General features: G+C 58.4%; 17 protein-coding genes. 4 read left to right on the plus strand and 13 right to left on the minus strand.

Features of this window, described 5'->3' with window-relative positions; genetic code table 11:
* Positions 1–74 precede the first annotated feature (74 nt).
* From V6L81_RS22515 to hrpT, 3 genes are read left to right on the plus strand one after another with little or no spacing between them, the layout of a single operon-like run.
* Positions 75–230, plus strand: coding sequence for a hypothetical protein (locus V6L81_RS22515; protein ID WP_338660705.1), 156 nt, complete (start codon positions 75–77; stop codon positions 228–230).
* A gap of 35 nt (positions 231–265) precedes the next feature.
* Positions 266–2251: a type III secretion system outer membrane ring subunit SctC gene (gene sctC, locus V6L81_RS22520; RefSeq protein WP_338660339.1), complete on the plus strand. Its 1986-nt coding sequence runs from the start codon at positions 266–268 to the stop codon at positions 2249–2251.
* Complete coding sequence (gene hrpT, locus V6L81_RS22525; protein ID WP_095019660.1) at positions 2248–2451, plus strand: HrpT family type III secretion system protein; 204 nt, start codon at positions 2248–2250, stop codon at positions 2449–2451. The genes sctC and hrpT overlap by 4 nt, the downstream gene beginning before the upstream one ends.
* Before the next feature lie 132 nt (positions 2452–2583).
* Here the strand turns inward: hrpT and V6L81_RS22530 are convergent, their stop codons facing one another.
* From V6L81_RS22530 to sctW, 13 genes are all read right to left on the minus strand, one after another.
* Entirely contained in the window at positions 2584–3564 is a 981-nt protein-coding gene (locus V6L81_RS22530) for an AvrE-family type 3 secretion system effector (RefSeq protein ID WP_338661110.1), read from the minus strand.
* 14 nt (positions 3565–3578) lie between these two features.
* Positions 3579–6905 (minus strand): AvrE-family type 3 secretion system effector, encoded by a 3327-nt coding sequence (locus V6L81_RS22535; RefSeq protein ID WP_338661111.1) that lies wholly within the window; start codon positions 6903–6905, stop codon positions 3579–3581.
* Positions 6906–6973: 68 nt separating this feature from the next.
* The gene (gene sctU, locus V6L81_RS22540; protein ID WP_095019661.1) at positions 6974–8071 is read right to left on the minus strand and encodes a type III secretion system export apparatus subunit SctU; all 1098 of its coding nucleotides are present in this window, start codon (positions 8069–8071) and stop codon (positions 6974–6976) included.
* Positions 8068–8865 (minus strand): type III secretion system export apparatus subunit SctT, encoded by a 798-nt coding sequence (gene sctT / locus V6L81_RS22545; protein WP_095021228.1) that lies wholly within the window; start codon positions 8863–8865, stop codon positions 8068–8070. The genes sctU and sctT overlap by 4 nt, the downstream gene beginning before the upstream one ends.
* A 12-nt stretch (positions 8866–8877) precedes the next feature.
* Positions 8878–9138, minus strand: coding sequence for a type III secretion system export apparatus subunit SctS (gene sctS / locus V6L81_RS22550; protein ID WP_095003190.1), 261 nt, complete (start codon positions 9136–9138; stop codon positions 8878–8880).
* 7 nt (positions 9139–9145) lie between these two features.
* The gene (gene sctR / locus V6L81_RS22555; protein ID WP_095003191.1) at positions 9146–9799 is read right to left on the minus strand and encodes a type III secretion system export apparatus subunit SctR; all 654 of its coding nucleotides are present in this window, start codon (positions 9797–9799) and stop codon (positions 9146–9148) included.
* Positions 9796–10785 (minus strand): FliM/FliN family flagellar motor switch protein, encoded by a 990-nt coding sequence (locus V6L81_RS22560; RefSeq protein WP_338660341.1) that lies wholly within the window; start codon positions 10783–10785, stop codon positions 9796–9798. Before V6L81_RS22560 ends, sctR begins: the two co-directional genes overlap by 4 nt.
* Positions 10785–11171: a type III secretion system HrpP C-terminal domain-containing protein gene (locus tag V6L81_RS22565; protein ID WP_169916765.1), complete on the minus strand. Its 387-nt coding sequence runs from the start codon at positions 11169–11171 to the stop codon at positions 10785–10787. The genes V6L81_RS22560 and V6L81_RS22565 overlap by 1 nt, the downstream gene beginning before the upstream one ends.
* A complete protein-coding gene (locus V6L81_RS22570) occupies positions 11150–11596 on the minus strand; it encodes a hypothetical protein (RefSeq protein ID WP_338660342.1) in 447 nt (148 codons plus the stop codon). The genes V6L81_RS22565 and V6L81_RS22570 overlap by 22 nt, the downstream gene beginning before the upstream one ends.
* Positions 11583–12941: a FliI/YscN family ATPase gene (locus tag V6L81_RS22575; protein WP_169916766.1), complete on the minus strand. Its 1359-nt coding sequence runs from the start codon at positions 12939–12941 to the stop codon at positions 11583–11585. Before V6L81_RS22575 ends, V6L81_RS22570 begins: the two co-directional genes overlap by 14 nt.
* A complete protein-coding gene (locus tag V6L81_RS22580) occupies positions 12938–13855 on the minus strand; it encodes an FHA domain-containing protein (RefSeq protein ID WP_254925221.1) in 918 nt (305 codons plus the stop codon). Before V6L81_RS22580 ends, V6L81_RS22575 begins: the two co-directional genes overlap by 4 nt.
* Positions 13856–13890: 35 nt before the next feature.
* The gene (gene sctV, locus V6L81_RS22585) at positions 13891–15984 is read right to left on the minus strand and encodes a type III secretion system export apparatus subunit SctV (protein WP_095024943.1); all 2094 of its coding nucleotides are present in this window, start codon (positions 15982–15984) and stop codon (positions 13891–13893) included.
* Entirely contained in the window at positions 15981–17012 is a 1032-nt protein-coding gene (gene sctW / locus V6L81_RS22590; RefSeq protein ID WP_256938075.1) for a type III secretion system gatekeeper subunit SctW, read from the minus strand. Before sctW ends, sctV begins: the two co-directional genes overlap by 4 nt.
* A 330-nt stretch (positions 17013–17342) precedes the next feature.
* On the opposite strand from sctW, the gene V6L81_RS22595 reads away from it, so the two are divergent.
* A complete protein-coding gene (locus tag V6L81_RS22595; protein WP_095019668.1) occupies positions 17343–17867 on the plus strand; it encodes an RNA polymerase sigma factor in 525 nt (174 codons plus the stop codon).
* Positions 17868–17911 lie beyond the last annotated feature (44 nt).

A 17911-nucleotide genomic window follows, 5' to 3' on the forward strand; every position in this document is an offset into this window, starting at 1 on the left:
GATGGAGGTTCTATGGCTTCGTTCGAAAGCATCCAGCGTCGCATTGACACCCGCTTTATCCAGGCCCAAAAAAACTGGAGGAGATCGCCCTGAACAATCAAGCAAGCCCCGAAGACATGCAGCGCTTCCTCGACGCTTCACAAAAAATGGCCATTGCCAGTTTCTCGATCAACGAGCAAACCCGATTCAAGCACAGCCTGACCAAAAGCATTATTGATGCCGTGCAGTGATGCTCGGGTTCAAGCACTCCCTCCAATGGGCCCTGTTGCCAGCTCTTTTTTTGCTAGCCAACGGGGCGATGGCCGCCATTCCACAGGAGTGGCAAAAAACGCCTTATGCCCATGAAGCCAATAACCTGTCAGTGCCTGATTTTCTAGGGGCCTTTGCCCATACCGTGGGCCTGCAACTACAGATTGATGGCGCGCTTCAAGGCGTCGTAAACGGCAAGCTGCGCGCCGACACGCTCACCGGTTTAATGGAGCGGCTTGCACTGGAACACCGTTTCCAGTGGTTTGTGCATAACAACACGCTCTACATCAGTTCGCTTGACCAGCAGACCACGAGCCGCCTTGAAGTTGCGGACGATACCATTGCCGATCTGAAGCAGGCCCTGACCCGGATAGGCCTGCTGGATGAGCGTTTCGGCTGGGGCGAGTTGCCGGATATCGGCGTGGTACTGGTGTCCGGGCCCAAACGCTATATCGAGCAGATCAGGCAGTTCAGTCGCAAACGGGCAGAACCCGCCAATAAACAGGATGTGCTGACTTTCACACTGCAGTTCGCCAATGCGGCAGACCGGCAGATCGATTATCGGGGCGAAAAACTGAGTGTGCCCGGTATCGCCAGCCTGTTGCGCGGGTTGCTCGATACCCAGTCATCGAGCCCGTTCGCTGCTCCCTCCCCCGGCCCCTCGCCAGTATCCGGCACGGCCTCCCCCATGCCTTATTCAAGCAATCCACCACCGCCCGCGCTCACCGCCGATTTGAAATCATCAGGCCTGAACGCCATCCGCGTGGAGGCCGATGTACGTAACAACAGCGTGTTGATCTACGACGTCAGCGAACGCCGGACGCTCTATCAGGCACTGATCGCCAAGCTCGATGTCCCGCGCAAACTCGTGGAAATAGACGCCGTGATTCTCGATATCAACCGCACCCAACTCAATGAACTGGGGACGAAATGGGGCTTTCAGAGCGGCCGTTTCGGGATGGCTACTGGGTTGTCGGGCACTTCCCCGACAACCGTGTCCATGATCCAGGCTGACCGTTTTGCAGCCGAGATCAAGGCACTTGAAGCCCGCGGGCTGGCAACGGTGGTATCCAACCCCTCGATCATGACCCTGGAAAACCAGCCCGCTGTTATCGATTTCAATCGCACGCAATATATCCAGGCCGTCGGTGAGGGCGTGGCCAACATCATGCCGGTCACCACCGGCACCAGTTTCCAGGTCATACCCCGGGTAATCGAAGCCAGTGGCGCCAATCAGATTCACCTGATCATCGATATCGAAGACGGCACCTTTGCCGATAACACAGGGCAGCATTCCACACCGGATGTTCGCAAAGGCAACATCAGTACCCAGGCAGTGATCCACGAAAAACAATCCCTGGTCATCGGCGGTTTTCATGTCGCTGAAGAGGTCGACAGCCGCAATCGAGTCCCCGTATTGGGAAATATCCCATGGCTGGGCAAGCTGCTGTTTTCGTCCACGCAGAACACTAAAAATCGCCGTGAGCGACTGTTTATCCTGACACCCCGCCTGATTGGCGACCAGACCAACCCTGCCCGCTACCTGCCACAATCGGATCAGGCGCAACTGGAGGCAGCGCTGACCCCATTGAGACGGCGTGATGCGAAGCAGCCAGTGATTCAGCGCTCCGATATTACCCGGGTGTTCCGTCAACTGGTCACGGGCCACGTGCCTGGCCGGTTCACAGCGATGCCGATGCCGACCCGGACGGGCAGCCTGTGCAAAGCGTTCACGTCTCTGAAGGTCGATACCGAGCGTCATCAGTGGTACGAAAGTGAGGACTACAACGTGGCCGTACTGGTATTGCACAACCAGAGCCAGAGCCGGGTGCGCGTCGATGAACGTGATTGCAGCACTGCCGGCACCCTGGCGGTGAGTGTCTGGCCGACTCCGTGGCTGGCGCCCGGCGAACGTGCGGAGGTGTTTATCGCGACACGAGCACCCGAGCCCGACGAACAATCAAGCGTGTCTCGGCCATCATTGCTGGAGGTCGCGCCATGACTCGGCTGATCGCAGTTGCCATGGCGGCGGCCCTGGCTGGACTGTTGCAAGGCTGCACCTCGGATTGCCGTACAGACCTGTGCGCGCGCCCGGCCTCCAGCGCCAGGACGCTGGTGATCTGGTGGCCACCACACATGCGTACAGATACAGGCTCGTATGCTGAACGTTCAGACCATCACGTTGTGCCTCTGGAACCCTAGATCAACCGTGCAACGACCCATTGCCCCGGTGATCTGAAGACATTCAAACCCACGCATCCAATCCTGCGCAGAGTCTTAGCCCCCACCCCCATGTACCGGCCTGTCTGATTATCAGCCAGGCCGGTATTGTCATTACATCAAAGGGCTGCGGCCATGCCGGATCTTTTGGTCAAGCTGCTCGGGATTCAGCTCCCGAATACGAGCCGAGGGCAACGTATCCTTGAACTCAACGCGCAAGGGAGTGTTCTGATCCATACCGTATTTCAACTCAATGTTGAGGAGTTTGCAGGAATTGCTCAAGGCTGCCCTGCTGGAGTAGGCCACAAGAGGAATGGGGGTCTTCATAGCGTCGGTTCTAGTTGCCGTATAGCTTACAGCCAAGGTTTTAATCCGCAGGTTGTCCGGGTTTTCCAGGGCCTTTTGCACATCATTTATGGCGTTAGGCCCATCCCCTATCTGATTGTCAATCATGCGCAGCACCTTCGGCTTGACCTCCAGCCTGATCACTACCGAGGTGCCCTGGCTGCTTTCCAGGTCGTTGATGATCCGCTCGAATTGTGGCTGCTGGGCAAACAGCCGGAGAATTGCCGCCTTGTTAGCAGGCGCAGCGTCATTCAGCCACTCATGGTCAGGGCCACCTTTTACCCCCACATAGGAAACCGTTCTTTCAACTGATTTGAGTGCTCGCCGACCTTGTGCGGCCAGCGCCTCCTGGTGAAGGCAGGTTTGCAGCTGTTCATTGAGGGCATGGTGCTCTTCAGAACGGGTAGCGGGTGACGGTAGCTGAATGAATAGACGATGCAGATGTTGCAGTTGCTCCACCAGTGGGCCCTGTGCTGCAAACGAGGTCAGGTGTTGCTTGAGTGGCGCAGAATGCCGGGACAAGGCATCGCGTAATCCATTGACTTGCGCCTGATCGATCACAGCAGGCTGCTTGAAGGTAAAACGCATGCTGCGGGCAACACTGCGATCAAACCCCAGGGTGAACGAAGAATCACTCGTGATATACGGCACCCACGTAGGTCCATCGGCACCGAGCTGAGTCCACAAGGCGCCATTGGCCGGCGCCATACCTAAAGAGGCACTGCCTCTGGCTAACCATTGGGTATTCACGCTTTGGGCCCGGGTTATTTCATCCTGCCCCAAGACGACAGCGCTGCGTTGATCAACATGAAACAGTTGAAGCCCCCCCCCGCATTCACCATAGTACGTACCAGGCCACCAGGTGTATTCGAGGTTTCCGGCATCAACATGTGAAAGCGGGGCTGCACATGAGCGGAAACACTCAAGTCCAAAGCGTTTTTCGAGCTCGTGCCGCTCTTGTGATTGCTGCCAAGATCCAGCAAGTCGAAAACGTTCCCTTTCTCCCCGGTGAGGATGGCCATCATTGCGGGAAAATCTGCCTCCCTGATATCAAAGCTGACGCTTTGCTCGTTTTCATGCGTCAACGCCAATGTAGTCTCAGCCCCTACCCTGAGCCGGCCTTCGAGTGGCACCTCGGAGGGAAGCAACATGTTACCGACGCCTACAGAACCAGTGACGGTATGGCCAGTGCCCATATTGATGTCAACGCTGACCCCCTGATCGGTTCGAGTCAGCGTTATGCCGTTGGTATTGTCTCTTGAAACACCCCCTATGATTTCAAGCAACGGGACTGGAAGTAAGAACAGGGATGCCGATAAGGTTTTGCTCCGGCTCGATGCAACTGACTGGCCGCTTTCAGACTTTTGAATGCATTGAAGCAGAGCCTGCTTGACCGTCTCTTGTGGATTGAGCCCCAAGGTAGTGGTTATATGAAAATTGAGCGCTGATCCCGGGGTACCCAAGTCCCTGGCCAACAATTTGAAGTTGTTATAGAGCGTTTCTGCCTGCTTCAATCCATTGATGCTCTGCGATGTTTTCTTGTGTACCGGGCTGTTTTGATAGTTCTCTATCGCACTCTCCAGGCGGGCTGTTATTTCGGCCTGATCAGGCGCTTTACCCTCCAGCCGGTCGACCAGTTTGACCAGCCTGAAAAGTGTGCGGGCGTGCTGAATCAAATCGCTCTCGATCAGCCCGGTCGAATTGCTCAAATCACGTTTCAGGCCAGCGTCGTGCAACGACAAACAAACACCCTGTTTTTCGTAACTGCGCAGCAAGGCCGCTGTGATATCAGACTTTGAAGACCCCATATTCTCGAAGGACTGGCGAATTCGGGACAGGTTGCTCGCTGAGCCTTCAGTGGGTTTGCCACTCGTTGTGGGCAGATAATCCGGGATCACACGGGCTCCCTTGATCTCGCCCAATCGCCTGGCCAATTGCACGCTGCACTCTTCTACCTCACTCAGAAAACGCTTGAGTTTTGTGGCCAGGGCCTGGGTTGGCTGGCCCTCGCCCAGGCGGTCAAGGCGACTTGAAATATCCATCGTACGGGGTGTCACGCTCGCCAGCGTACGCAATAGCCCCTGCAGTTCCCGCACATCCGCGTAGAGGTCTGCCAGCCCGCGTCGCCCTTTAACATCATGCTGGATACCAAGGCCGATATTCTTGATCCCCTGAACAGGATGAAAATGGGCTAAAGCACTTTTAATGACCCCACGATCAACCGACAGGGCTTCAGTCTTGTGGCCAAAACAATCGGAGGTCACGGCCCAGGAGGTGCCGTTGTCCTGGCTCTTCAACTCAGCGTTGCCCAACACCGTACCCAGTGATCTCGCGGGGGTGTTTGAGTGTGCCGTTAAAGGTTTCCATTGCGGGTCACCATCCGCTGAAACAATCAACTGCCGATAGTGTTCACCCCATCTTTTTTGTTGCGCATTGTTTTCACCCCAGCTGACGATCAATTGCTGACCTGCTCCCATACGCAACGACTTGACCGGCGCATTGTCCGGCACCGGCACGGGAGTCCAGGTGAGCGCTGAGGTGCAAGGGGTTTGCCAGTGAGCCTTGTCGAGCTTGAGCAGTTCGCCGGCGCCGGTCTGTGCATACAGATCTCCCTGACGGTCAAGTGCCAGCGCCACAAGCTCTTTAGGCCGGGTAAAGGTCAAGACCCTGGCCTTTCCGTTGACGTGGGCAATCAGCTTGTTTTCAGCATCAAGCGTTACAAATTGCCTGGCGTTATCGATAGCAAAACCGGTGATCTTTCGCTCGTTATTCTCAACCATGGCGCCACCAAGGTTGATATGGGCATGAGCATCATTAACAGGTGTCAGGTCATAACTGGCACCGCTGTACGCAGCATCCCGCGTTTTATGGATTGCCAGCGCTTTCAGCTCTGCACCTTGCAATACATAAGCGCGACCATCCAGGCCACGCTCCAGTCGCTCCACATTGTGGTGAGCGCTTTTATCCCATTGCTGTGAGCACTCGTTCCAGCACAGCAATGTGTTGCCCTCAAGCGCAACCTTGCCCCGCGGCCCAAGGTCCACACTACCGGCGAGTGTCTGCAGCCCTGGCTCGGGCAAACCTGTGTCGTTCACTCTGAGGATCACATCACTGAGGTTCCAGCCCGATGCCTGATCAGGGCCATGGCTCAAAGGGGTGCTGTGTAACTGGCGGCGGGAGTCGAGGACAAGGGCGTTGAGCCGGCCTTGATCATCATGCATAAAGCCCTTGATGCTGACTGCGCCCTGATGCAGCTGCTCAAGATTATCGAGTGGTTCAGGGCGCATGACCAATTGCCCGTCTTCGGCATTGCGCAGGTTCGCGCACAAAAACTCACCCTGAGGTGTCGAGGCGTACAGCACATCACCCGCCAGCCCCAGATGCGCCAGTTGCACCGGTTTACCCGACTCGTTGACGGGAACAAGACAAAGAGCAGCATCGGCTGTGTCGCGGCTGATTTTTAGCGTGAAACCCTCAAGGCTCGCCTGCGTTTTACCATCAATGCTCATGTCTGCGACCCCCTGCGGCACTTTCATCAGTTGCCCTTGAGCACTCAAGCCAATACGGCTGTATCGGGCCTCGTCCTTGTCGGGCAACCAACGAAGCGTCTGTGCTTCTAACCGGTACAGGCGTTGCTCGACCACACGAAACTGGCCGCCTTCGGCGGTTGTTTGCACACCGCTTATCTGCCCCAGATGGGCACGCCCGGGATTGATCGGGGGCGATGGGTAAAAACTCAGGGGAAGACTGCTTTTAAGTACTGCAGCGGCCGCAGGGGTGGACTGGATATGAAATACATTAAATTTGTCGTCCCTGATTCGCAGGTTCCGGGCAGGGCCTGCGTAAGTGGCATCTTGCTTGAACGGCCTGGACAACTGATTCAGTTGGGCGGCAATGTCCTGGCCCACATACGAGCCTTGGGTCACGACTTTTCCTTCAACCAGGCTGGCGCTGAATGCCAGAGAGGGCTGCTGATAATGACGAAAACCGGTCATTTGCACCGATTCGGTGGGGCCAGAAGTGTTCGGGGAGGCTGTGCCGCGCATTTCTGACGGCGCTGGCTTTGCGGGTTCAAAAAAATTGACGTCCATGACTGCTCAACTCTGACTGGCTGATGAAGAGTGAGTGACCATGTAATAGCGCCCGGTTCCTGCCCCGATCAGCGTTGCTCAAGTTCCGCCAACTCGATGACTTCACGGCGCTCGTCATCATCCAGTTCTCGCAGAGTGCGGTAGACCAGCGCAACCGCCTGCAGGGTCTCGCGGCTGATGCAATGCCCGGTCTCGATGCCATACAGCGTGCGAGCCAGCCACACACACTGAATCACCGGAACATCTGCTGCCCGTGCCCTGTCGATCATTCGCCGTGCCCGGGCATCAGCCCCCTTGGCAATCACGGTCGGCAAAGGCGTCTGTGGCGGCCGGTAGTACAGCGCCACGGCAAAATGCGTAGGGTTGATCAGCAGCATGTCGGCCTCTTCCAACGGCGGAGTCGGGGCCACAGGCTCTTCATGGGCCAGCTCCTGGGCCAGTGCCCGACGCAGCATCTTGGTATGTGGGTCACCTTCCATGCCCTTGTACTCCTTGACCACTTCGACATGGGTCATGCGCATGCGCCGGGCAAAAAAATACCGCTGCAACGCCAGGTCAACCACTGCTAGCACCAGCAGCAGGCCAAGGCACACATGCAGCAAATGCCGGAACAAGGCGATCAGCGCGACGATATAGCCCGGCAAGTCAGCGTTGACCAACCCGACCAACGCCCCCAGGGAAGGCCCGATCACGCGGTAAAGCACCGCACAGATCAGCAGTGCCTTGATCAGGCCGGTGAGCAGGGTCAACAGTGACTGGGCCGAAAACATCTGCCGGGCCTGATTGACCGGGTTGAGCCGGTTGAAGTCCGGGATCAGGACTTCAGGGGCAAACAGAAAGCCGAATTGCAGCCAGCTGCTGATTAATTTCATCAAGACTGCAACGCCGGTCATCAGTAAGGCGAAGTCAAAAAACAGGTAACCCGCCTCGACGAACACGGCCTGCAGCGAATGACCAAAGGGTTGCCCGACCAGTGAAACGGGCAGCATCAGCAATTGGCCAAAACGCTGCAGGCTGTTCTGAGCCGTGATCAAGGCGACCTCACTGATAACCGCCAGCGTCAGCAGTTTGGCGATGTCCTGACTTTGCGCAACCTGGCCTTTTTTGCGCTGGTCCTGCAGTTTTTTCTGGCTGGCGTCATATTTCTTCTCACCCGAATCGCTCATGACTCACCTACTTTGAAGAGCTGGCCCAGTGCGTGCCCAAGATCCCCCAGCAGACTCATCCGTCCCACGATCAGCTCCTCCAGTTGTGGCAGGTAGAGCAGCAGAAAGCCCAGCCCGGCCAGGCTTTTGGCCGGCATCGACAGCACAAATACCTGCAACTGCGGGCTGTAGAGGCTCAACAGGGCAACAGCGAATTCGATCAACAACAACAGCGCAATAAAGGGCGCGGCGTAGAGCAGCAGATGCGTGAAGGTATCGCCGAGCAAAGAAAGAAACACGGCAAAACCATCCGCAGCAATGGTCGGTAACCAGAGCGTGGGGGGCCAGATCAGGTAGCTGTCCCAGATCACCCGGGTCAAGCTGCCCAGCCCGAGGGTGACCATCAGCAAAAAAATGCTCAGTTGCTTGAACAGGTGCCCGACAGGTGTGGCATCCGCCCCTAGCGAAGGGTTGAGCTGCCCGCCGATCAGGGCACCACGCTGGTTATCGAGCAAAGCCCCTACCGACTCGAACAGCCAGAACGGCATGGACAGCAGCATGCCCAGCAAAAAGCCCAGCATGGCCTCTTTGAGCATCAGACCGCCGAGCGCCAGCAGGGTGTAATTCACGCCCGACAAGGCGTGATAAATACCCGGGGCAGGTATCAGGGCCAGCGCAAAAACGATGACATGCCGGGGCATGCCGCGCACATGTTCGAAGCAGAATGCCGGGATCAGAAAAAAACAGGGATACAGGCGCGCCATCGCAATTGCGAGGCTGGGCAGGTATTCGAGAAACGCAATTTGTGGGGCCATCGGGTGTTCCCTCTAAAGCGCCGAGCGGGCGACCATGTCAAAGGTGAGGTTGATCAATTGAATCAGTTCAACCCCGATCCAGCGCCCCGTCAGCGCCAACGTGACGCCCACTGCAACCAGCTTGATGCCGAAGGGCAGTGTCTGGTCCTGTACCTGCATCAGCGCCTGCACCAGCGAGGTCAGCACACCCACCGCTACAGCCACGATCAGCGGTGGCGCAGACAGCACCACCACCAGCAGCATGCCCTGCTTGAACAGCAAAATCGGCTCCATGGACGCCTCACAGATAGGACAGGAACAGACTGTCGAGCAGACGTGTCCAACCCGAAACCAGCACAAACAGCAACAGCTTGAGCGGCAATGAAAGGGTCATGGGCGAGACCATCTGCATGCCCAGCGCCAGCAACAGGTTCGAGACGATCAGGTCGATCACGATAAAGGGGATGTAAATCAGAAAACCGATTTCAAACCCTGCCTGTAGCTGCGACAGCACAAATGCCGGTACCAGCAGGATAAGGTCGTCACGCTTGACCTCTTGCGCCAGTTGCGCAGGCCATAGACGCGCAGTGTTATCCAGCAGATGGGTCAGCACATCGGGAGCAGTGTTGCGTGCCATAAAGGCCCGCAAGGGCTTTACTGCCTCCTCCCCGCTCTCCTGCAAGGCTTGCACACTGCTCATATCCAGCGGCGTCTGCTTGAGGGCCTGGGCGGTTTCATACCCCACCGGTGCCATGACAAACATTGTTGCAGCCAGGGCAACTCCATAAAGGGCCATGCTCGGCGGCACCTGCTGCACACCAATGGCGTTGCGGGTAATCATCAACACAATGCAGATTTTCAGGAAGGCGGTGCACACCATCAGCAGCATGGGCATCAGTGACAGGCCGCCGAGAAACAGCGCCAGCAGAAAGGGATCGATCCCTTGAACGGTCATTGCGAAAAACTGATGCGCGACAGTTGCAGGCCAAGGTGCCCCTCAACCTCCACCAACTGCCCGTGACCGATCGGCCGGTCGCCGTAATACAACCCGGCCATGCCCGTGTCATAGCCCTCGATGCTCAACACCATGCCGGGGGCCAACTGGCGCAGCTCACCCAGGCTCAACTTGAGTGCGCCACAGCGCACGCTCAGCTCTACCTGCAAGGTTTCAAACGGCTCATTGCCTTTATGCCGTTCAACGTCCGTACCCGCAAACATCACCTCTTCCACAGCCGACTCCTCGAGAGCACACACGGTCAGGCAGCGACGCCCGCCTTCATCATCAATTTGCGATGTGATCCGCCACCGCCCAATCCTCAACTGCCCCACGCCATCACCGCTGAACAACAGGCGCTCCGGCACCAGCACGTCGCCTGGTCGTACCCTGCGCAACTGCTCAACCGTCAACGGCAGATAGCCAAGCACCACGGGCACAGGCACGGCAAAGCAATCGGGCAACGGCGCCTTGACTGCCTGCCATTGTCCCGCCTCGCAAAGCGCCAACAGGCTGTGGGCCGCCAGCATCAATCGGCCGACACTTCGCGATGGGCCCAGCACTACACTGAGGCAGCACTCGAATGCGCCCACCTGCCTGTCGGCAAGGGGCCGCAGATAGCCAAAAAGCGCCCTTACCTGCGCACTCATGCGCTGCTCAAAGTGCGCCCAAAACCATGACTGGGGATCGTTGCCGGTCTCGGCCAGCACCACCGGGCACTCGCCAAACAGGCTAAGCAAGGGCCCTGCATCACTGAGCGTAAAGACCCCGCAGCGGCTCTCGAACGAGACACACGCACCACCCCCTGGCGCCCGCCCCGGTTCCAGCAAAAGCTCACCGGGCTCGCCTGCGACCTGAAATGAATAGCGCAGGCCACGACCCAACCGCCAACAGGCCTGGACCGTGGTTGCGTCCAGCTGTGGCAAGGTGATCGGCGCTACCGTCATCACTGGCACTCCTGCAGTAACCGGATCCTGACGACCTGCCCCAAGGCACGGGCCAGACGCCGTTGACAGGGTTGCTGCTGACGGGAGAGCCATTGTCGGGTGGCGGATTGCTGCGCCTTTAAAATGATCAGCCAGCCATGATGTTCATAACGGGCGCTGACACTGACCCGCCCGCGATGTGCCAGATGCAGCACAAATTGCACTGGCCATGGCCCTGCCCCCGGTGCACGGGGCATCAGTGCCTCGGACAACACCTGTGCCAAGCCCCTATCCGCGCCTGCCAGGCTGTCTGCAAACAGTTTGCAGTCGGCTGCGCGCGCCGGGGCGGCAGGCAGATACCGGGCCAATGGCAACGGCACCGGGTTTACTCCTGATGACTCGGCCATCCCGCCTCCTCTGCCAGCAACATCGACAATTCCAGAAGTTTTTCGACCTTTCTCTGGCATTCACCCGCGTACTGGCGGGCACTCTCGACATGGATCGCAACCACGCGCTGCTGCTCGAGCAGCGCTTGCAAGGCACTTGCCTGCTGCGCTGTTTGAGCCGCCCACTGGCGCTGTGACTCGTCCCAGCCCGACAGGGTCCTGGGCGACACCACCTGCCCCTGATACCGGCCGGTAAGTTCGGTTTGCTGCCGGTTTTCGTTTTGCCTGGCCTGCTCAACCGCCGAACGGGCCTGCTCAATGTTCAGGCCAAGGGCTCGCAGCTCCATACGTTTGATGTGCAACAAACGCTCAGCCCGATCGGCCCGATGTTGGCGCAGGCGCCGCAAGGGCTCGGTGGCAGGCGGGCGGTTTTCAGAAGGGCACATGGGCAGTCAACTCGCTCAAGTGCTCCAGGGTTTCCTGAAACGTTGCAGGCTCGCGCAAGTCCTGACGCAAAAAGGCCTCCACACGCTGGCGGCTCTCGACGGCCAGGTCGGTCAGGGCATCGTTGCCCGCCTGGTACTCACCCAGCCTGAGCAGCAGTTCGATCTGCTGATGCGCGCTCAGCAATCGCCTGAACGCGGCCATGTTTTGCATATGTTCTGGCGCAGCCACATTGCTCAGGATCCGTGACAGGCTGCCCAGCACATCTATCGCCGGATAGTGACCGCGCTCTGCCAGTTTGCGGGACAACACAATGTGCCCGTCCAGCAAGGATCGAACCTCATCGGCTACCGGATCGCCCATGGAGTCCTGCTCAATGAGTACGGTATAGATCGCGGTGATAGACCCCTCGCGAGTCAGGCCTGCGCGCTCTACCAGACGTGGCAACAGGCTGTAAACCGAGGGCGGCAACCCGCCTCTGCCCAAGGGTTCGCCAGCGGCCAGACCGATTTCCCGCTGAGCGCGGGCAAAGCGCGTCAATGAGTCGATCAACAATAAAACCCGCCGGCCTTTGCGTCGGAAACCTTCGGCCAGAGCAGTTGCGGTAAAGGCTGCCCGCGCACGCTCCATACTTGTGCGATCAGAGGTTGCGCACACCAGCACGGCTTTGCCCCGCAGCCCCTCATCCAGCTCATGGTCAAGAAACTCACGCAGCTCGCGACCGCGCTCGCCAACCAGGCCAAACACGATCACATCGCACTCGACGTTGCGGGCGATTTCGGCCAGCAGGGTGGTCTTGCCACAACCGGCACCGGCAAACAGCCCGACCCGCTGGCCCTCACCCAGGGTCAACAACCCGTCAATGGCCCGTACCCCTGTTGGCAAAGTGCGACCGATGCGCGGCCTCTGAGTGGCCAGGGGCGCCTCGCATACAACAGCATTGGCCTCCTCACAAGGCCGCCAGGCGAAGCCCCCCCCGTCGCCCCCGGCAAGCGGTCGGCCAAACCCGTCGAGCACTTGCCCCAGCAGATCATTGCCGACGCGAACCTGATGCACAGCCCCCAAGCGTTCAACGGCCGCCCCTGCGCATATTCCTTCGAGGCTCGCCAAAGCACTGAGGGTGGCGTCTTGCTGATCGCAGCCGATGACCTCTGCCAGTATCCATGCGTTGCTCCCTGCCTGAACCCGGCACAGCTCGCCAATGCGGGCCTGGGGCAGGCAGCATTGCAGCAGCATGCCATTGATCCGCAGGAGCCGACCGCTCAGGGTCACCGGTGAAAAACCCGCCAGGTGCGTGAACTGGCGTTGCCGCCAGCGCTCAAGGCGCTCAGCAATCGTGCCGTTCACCAGCTCACCTCATAGCGCTGCGCGCCTTCAAACAGTACTCGGCGGTTGTCGATCGCAGTCAGGCGCACACCCTGCGCTTCGTCACCAAAAAACAGCCTACGCCCGTCGGCCAATACAACATGGGCCTTTTGGCCACCGATTATCTGGACGATCCTGAAGGGCAGTACCGTGCTGATTTCCTGGACCTGATTAATGATCGCAACCGGCGTTTCAAACTGCGCCTCGAAGCGATCGAGCATCCGCGAGACCAGTGCCAGCGAGTCTTTGCCGACATCACCGTCCAGGATGATTTGCTCATCAACCATCTGCAGCCGGATGGCGTTGTCCAGATCACGCTCGATCAACATCTTGAGTAATTGCTGATGGACCTGATACGTTGTTGCAAGCTGACGCCTGTCACTGACAGCCAATGGCTTCGGAGAAAGTGCCTGTGCCGTGTTTGAAGGCTGACAGACTTGTGCCGCCAATATCAGCACCGACACGCTCAGGGCCAGCGCCAGCCACTTGCCAGGGCGGCGCGCAGGCACCATGCCCGAGCGCGCGGCGGCCGTTTCGCTCTGCACCCTGGTTACTTCTGCCAGCTCATCCACCCAGGCACTTTGCGTATTGGCGATGCACAAGCGTATCCCGCCAATGGCGAACGCCTTACCCGCAGCCAGATCGGCAATCTGTGCCCGGGCAGTGCCGGTTTCATCCTGCAAGAGACCTTCCTGCGCCTGCACTGTCCAGCGCCCGTCCACACAGTGCAACCGGGCATGCCTGGCTTCAACGCCAGGGTCGTACAACTCCAGGTCGGCATCTTGATGGGCACCGATGCTCCAGCATTCACCGAACAAAGGCAGTGCAGCCCCCTCATGCAAACCGCTCAGCACTCGCAACTCGAACAGCAGGCCAGGCTGCTGCGAATCGAACACCACGGTTGCGCCATCAGGTAAGCCATGCCCCGGACTCAAGACACGGCCTCGCGCAGCACACCGTCGAATTGCAGATCAAGACGCCCGAGCACCTTGACCTTGGCCGAGCCGGTCAACTCGGCGAAAGACATGACCGGCACATGGTTGAATTCATCGAACAACAGCGTGCGCAACGGGCTGCGCAGATCCTGCGCCACCAGCAATACGCTTGCGTCGCACTTGCGCGGTGCAAAAGCCTCCTTGAGCAGCGCCACAAGTTGCGTACTGTGCTCATTGTCCAGGGCAAAGAACACGCCCGATTGGGTTTGGCGCAATGCCTCGCGAAAAAGGTTTTCGCTATGGGCAGACAACAGCCAGGCATGCAGACCGTCAGCCTGACTGTACAGATGATAGATCTGCGACTTCAGGGCAATCCGCGCATAGTCCGCCAGCGCTGACACTTCGCGCTCGTGCTGGCCATGTTCGGTCAGCACTTCGACAATCAGGCGTACTGCCCGCAGGGGTACGCCTTCACTGGCCAGGCGCTGCAGAACGGCAGAGAACCGGGACAGCGGCATGATCCGCTGCAACTCTTGAACCAGCTCAGGCTGGCTTTGCTCAAGCCAGCCGAGAATCGACTTGCTCTCCTGCAACCCCAAAAATTGCGGCCCGCTGATCATCATGGCTTGACGCATGCGCTCAACAATCAAGGCATGGGCACTGAACGACTCGACGCCCTCCCGGGCCAGCAGCGGATCACCGGGGTTCAGCCATAGCCAGTCCCGTTCATCTCTTTGCTCGCTGCCTCTGAGAGCACTCTGAGGAGCATCCGTGACACTGTCCCGTGCCACGGCCCGTCGTTCATCAAAAGTCGCCTTGAGCGTGGGCACTTCGTGAACACAAAAGCGAAACTCATCCTCGGGCAGCATGTCGCTGTATTCGATTTCAAAACTGGGAAGTGTCACCCCGATACGGGTGACGATACTGTTGCGCACCTGACGAATCCCGTGAATCAGCCGCTCAGTAAGCTCCAGGCTTTGATGGGCACTGGCGAACTGCAGCAGATACGGGCGTGTCGGATCAAACACTCTCAGATCTTCGTCGCCGTTGTGTTCAGGGGCCACCTGCACTGCTTGCGCCGGCTCCAACGCCTCAGCCTTGCGGCTTCGCGACCACCAGTAAAAACCCGGCGCAAACGTACACAGGGCAATCAAGCCAAACACCGGGGCGGGCATTCCCGGCAGGGCGGCGAAGGCCAGCATGGCCGCCGATGCGATCATCCAGCTCTTGGGTTCACGGGTTATCTGCTGGCCGATTTGTGCCCCGACATGGCCGCCTGGCGATTGGTCGTCGGGGGCAACACGGGTGATGATCATCCCCGCGGTCAAGGCAATCAACAGAGCCGGAATTTGCGCGATCAGACCATCACCGATGGTCAATACCGAATACAGCGTGATGGCCTCGCCAGCACTCATCCCGTGTTGCACTACCCCCGTGGAAAACCCGCCGAGGATATTGATCAGCACAATCACCAGGCCTGCGATGGCGTCTCCTTTGACAAACTTCATGGCGCCGTCCATGGCACCGAACATCTGGCTTTCCCGGGACAACTGGTCACGCTTGTATCGGGCCTGTGCACCATCGATCAACCCGCCACGCAGGTCACTGTCGATGGACATCTGCTTGCCCGGCAGCGCATCCAGGCTAAAGCGCGCCGCCACTTCAGCGACACGTTCCGAACCCTTGGTAATCACCAGGAAATTGACGATGGTGATGATCAGAAAAATCACCAGCCCCACCGCCAGATTCCCCCCCACCACAAAGTTGCCAAAGGCCTCGACGATCTCGCCCGCATCCTGCTCCAGCAGGATCAGGCGGGTCGTGGCAATCGACAACGCCAGACGAAACATCGTGGTCAGCAGCAAAAGTGCAGGAAATGTGGAAAATGCCAAAGGGTTGGGCAGATAAAGCGCCAGCACGATCAACAGGCTGGCCAGGCACATATTGAGCGCGATCAGCACATCCACCAGCCAGGTCGGCAAGGGCACGATAAAGATAAAAACAATGCCCAGCACCGCCACGGCCCCGAGCACTTCGCCCGGGCTTGCCACATTGCCAGGGCCTTTACTGAGCCATTTGACGAGCCTCATCGAATCGGTCTCGTCAGCCCTGCCGACAGCTGGACGATACCTTCGCTCTGAGTGTGTTCACCCATCAGGCTCAAAAAAGACTGCAATGCGTCCTGACGGCTTGCAGGGTCACTCCAAACGGCCAACGGGAGACGCTGAATCAACGGATAAACTTGATTGAGCAAGACCAGTTGACTGGAAAGGTTTTCGCCACCCAACTCACGACTCAGGCTTTGCACCTCATCGCTATCGATGCCCGTGCCCGCGTACCCCAGCAGACGTTGCAACAGGCAGACTGGCGACAGTTCGGCCTGCCGTTCGCGGGATGACAATCGCTCAATAAACCACCGGCAACTGTGCAAAAGGCTGCTCAACTGGGTGCAGCCTTGAAGTCCGCTCAACAAGGTACGCAACCTGAGGCTCGGCACCGAGGGCCGGTGGGCGGCGATATCATCCGCCAGCGCGCGCGCCATCACGCGCAACCCGTCGTTGACCCTCTCTTCATCGAATAAAGCCAGCAAGGCCTGGATAATGCTCGGCAGTGATTGTTTGCGCACCACACTGGAGTAATACAGCGTGCGAACAGCCTGGCGCAGCGCGGCATCGCCTTCGGCTGCTGCCAGCGCCAGCGCAATATTCAGGCCCGCCTGAATTTGCCGGTCATAGCGGGTATGCAACTGTGCCTGAACCTTCTGCACCCGCTCGATATCACCTTCACGCCCTTGTGCCCGGGCCTGAGCAACCATGTACTGCAAGACAACACTGGTGCGGGCCGGGTCGTCGCCGGTCAACGCCAGCAAGGCTTCGACCCCTGAGTCTGACGCCAGTGCCAGACGAACGTGCCGGGTCAGCAGCCCCAGGCTGAGCTGAGCGGGATGCCCCAGTTGCTCATAGAGCTCGTTTAACTGCTGGATACCCTCAACCTTCTGCACCCGGTTATCTACCGTGCGCAGCGCGCGCTGAGCCAATGCCTTGCTGCTGCTTTCGGCTTTCTGGCTGAACAACATGCCAACCTCTTCAGCGGCACTTTGCGCAGAAGACTGGGGCATCTGCCCCCCAACGCTCCGAGAAGAGAGCAGGATCTGCGCGGTGTCGTTTCGCCCTTCAACTTTCATAGCGCTGCCAAGTCAGGAGGTTTCATTGACCTGTGTGGTTGATCACAGGCAAGCGGTTCCCTGGCAGTAGCATTGGCATGTTTTTGAAAAAACTGGCGCACGCACAAGGTCCGCTACGCAAGATCCGGCACAACCGCGCCTGTTAAAAACCTGTAAAGCTCATATAAATCAGATGGCTATATTCGATCCGCAAATTGGCACAGGCGATGCTTGGGAGGTCCTTGTCGAAACCATTTTCGATAGCACTCACCCTGAGGATAAAAAATGGATCACCTTGATAAGGCTTCCCCCCCTGCCCCTGACTTTCTGGATCTGTCGACTGAACTTCAAAAAAAACTTAAAGCGTTTATCCACAAGCGCGTACTGAACCCCGAAGATGCAGAGGATATTTTTCAGTTGACCTGCCTGGAGGCGTGGCGCAGCAAAGCACGCTTCAACGGCCAGGCAACGCTCAGCACATGGATGTGCGGCATTGCCCAGAACCTCATTCGCAATCATTTTCGTCGGTTGCACGCAAGGCCGGTGCATTGCGAGTTCGACGAGACGCAGTGCCATGAGCAGGACCACAGCCCCGACCTGTATGGTCAATTTGAGACTCACCGCAGGCTTGAGCTCACGCTGATTGCCTTCAACCGGCTGCCCATCGAAATGCGCGACACGTTGTATGCATCGGTGCAAAGCGGCAGCAGTTATCGCGACACCGCCAGCGCTCTGGAAATCCCTATAGGGACAGTTCGCTCACGCATCTCGCGAGCTCGCGAACAACTCAAGATGGCCACCCACTGCTAGTGCCCGCCACGGATGCTCAGAGGGGTCCATGATTGAGGGCACGC

It is taken from the genome of Pseudomonas bubulae, assembly GCF_037023725.1.
GTDB classification, from domain to species: Bacteria; Pseudomonadota; Gammaproteobacteria; order Pseudomonadales; family Pseudomonadaceae; genus Aquipseudomonas; species Aquipseudomonas bubulae.

Excerpts from the sequence above, each read along its gene's own strand:
- sctR (WP_095003191.1), bottom strand. The coding sequence starts at position 9,799 with ATGACCGTTCAAGGGATCGATCCCTTTCTGCTGGCGCTGTTTCTCGGC.
- sctU (WP_095019661.1), bottom strand. The coding sequence starts at position 8,071 with ATGAGCGATTCGGGTGAGAAGAAATATGACGCCAGCCAGAAAAAACTG.
- sctW (WP_256938075.1), bottom strand. The coding sequence starts at position 17,012 with ATGCCCCAGTCTTCTGCGCAAAGTGCCGCTGAAGAGGTTGGCATGTTG.
- sctV (WP_095024943.1), bottom strand. The coding sequence starts at position 15,984 with ATGAGGCTCGTCAAATGGCTCAGTAAAGGCCCTGGCAATGTGGCAAGC.
- V6L81_RS22595 (WP_095019668.1), top strand. The coding sequence starts at position 17,343 with ATGGATCACCTTGATAAGGCTTCCCCCCCTGCCCCTGACTTTCTGGAT.
- V6L81_RS22570 (WP_338660342.1), bottom strand. The coding sequence starts at position 11,596 with ATGTGCCCTTCTGAAAACCGCCCGCCTGCCACCGAGCCCTTGCGGCGC.
- V6L81_RS22560 (WP_338660341.1), bottom strand. The coding sequence starts at position 10,785 with ATGACGGTAGCGCCGATCACCTTGCCACAGCTGGACGCAACCACGGTC.
- hrpT (WP_095019660.1), top strand. The coding sequence starts at position 2,248 with ATGACTCGGCTGATCGCAGTTGCCATGGCGGCGGCCCTGGCTGGACTG.
- V6L81_RS22565 (WP_169916765.1), bottom strand. The coding sequence starts at position 11,171 with ATGGCCGAGTCATCAGGAGTAAACCCGGTGCCGTTGCCATTGGCCCGG.
- sctS (WP_095003190.1), bottom strand. The coding sequence starts at position 9,138 with ATGGAGCCGATTTTGCTGTTCAAGCAGGGCATGCTGCTGGTGGTGGTG.
- sctT (WP_095021228.1), bottom strand. The coding sequence starts at position 8,865 with ATGGCCCCACAAATTGCGTTTCTCGAATACCTGCCCAGCCTCGCAATT.
- V6L81_RS22535 (WP_338661111.1), bottom strand. The coding sequence starts at position 6,905 with ATGGACGTCAATTTTTTTGAACCCGCAAAGCCAGCGCCGTCAGAAATG.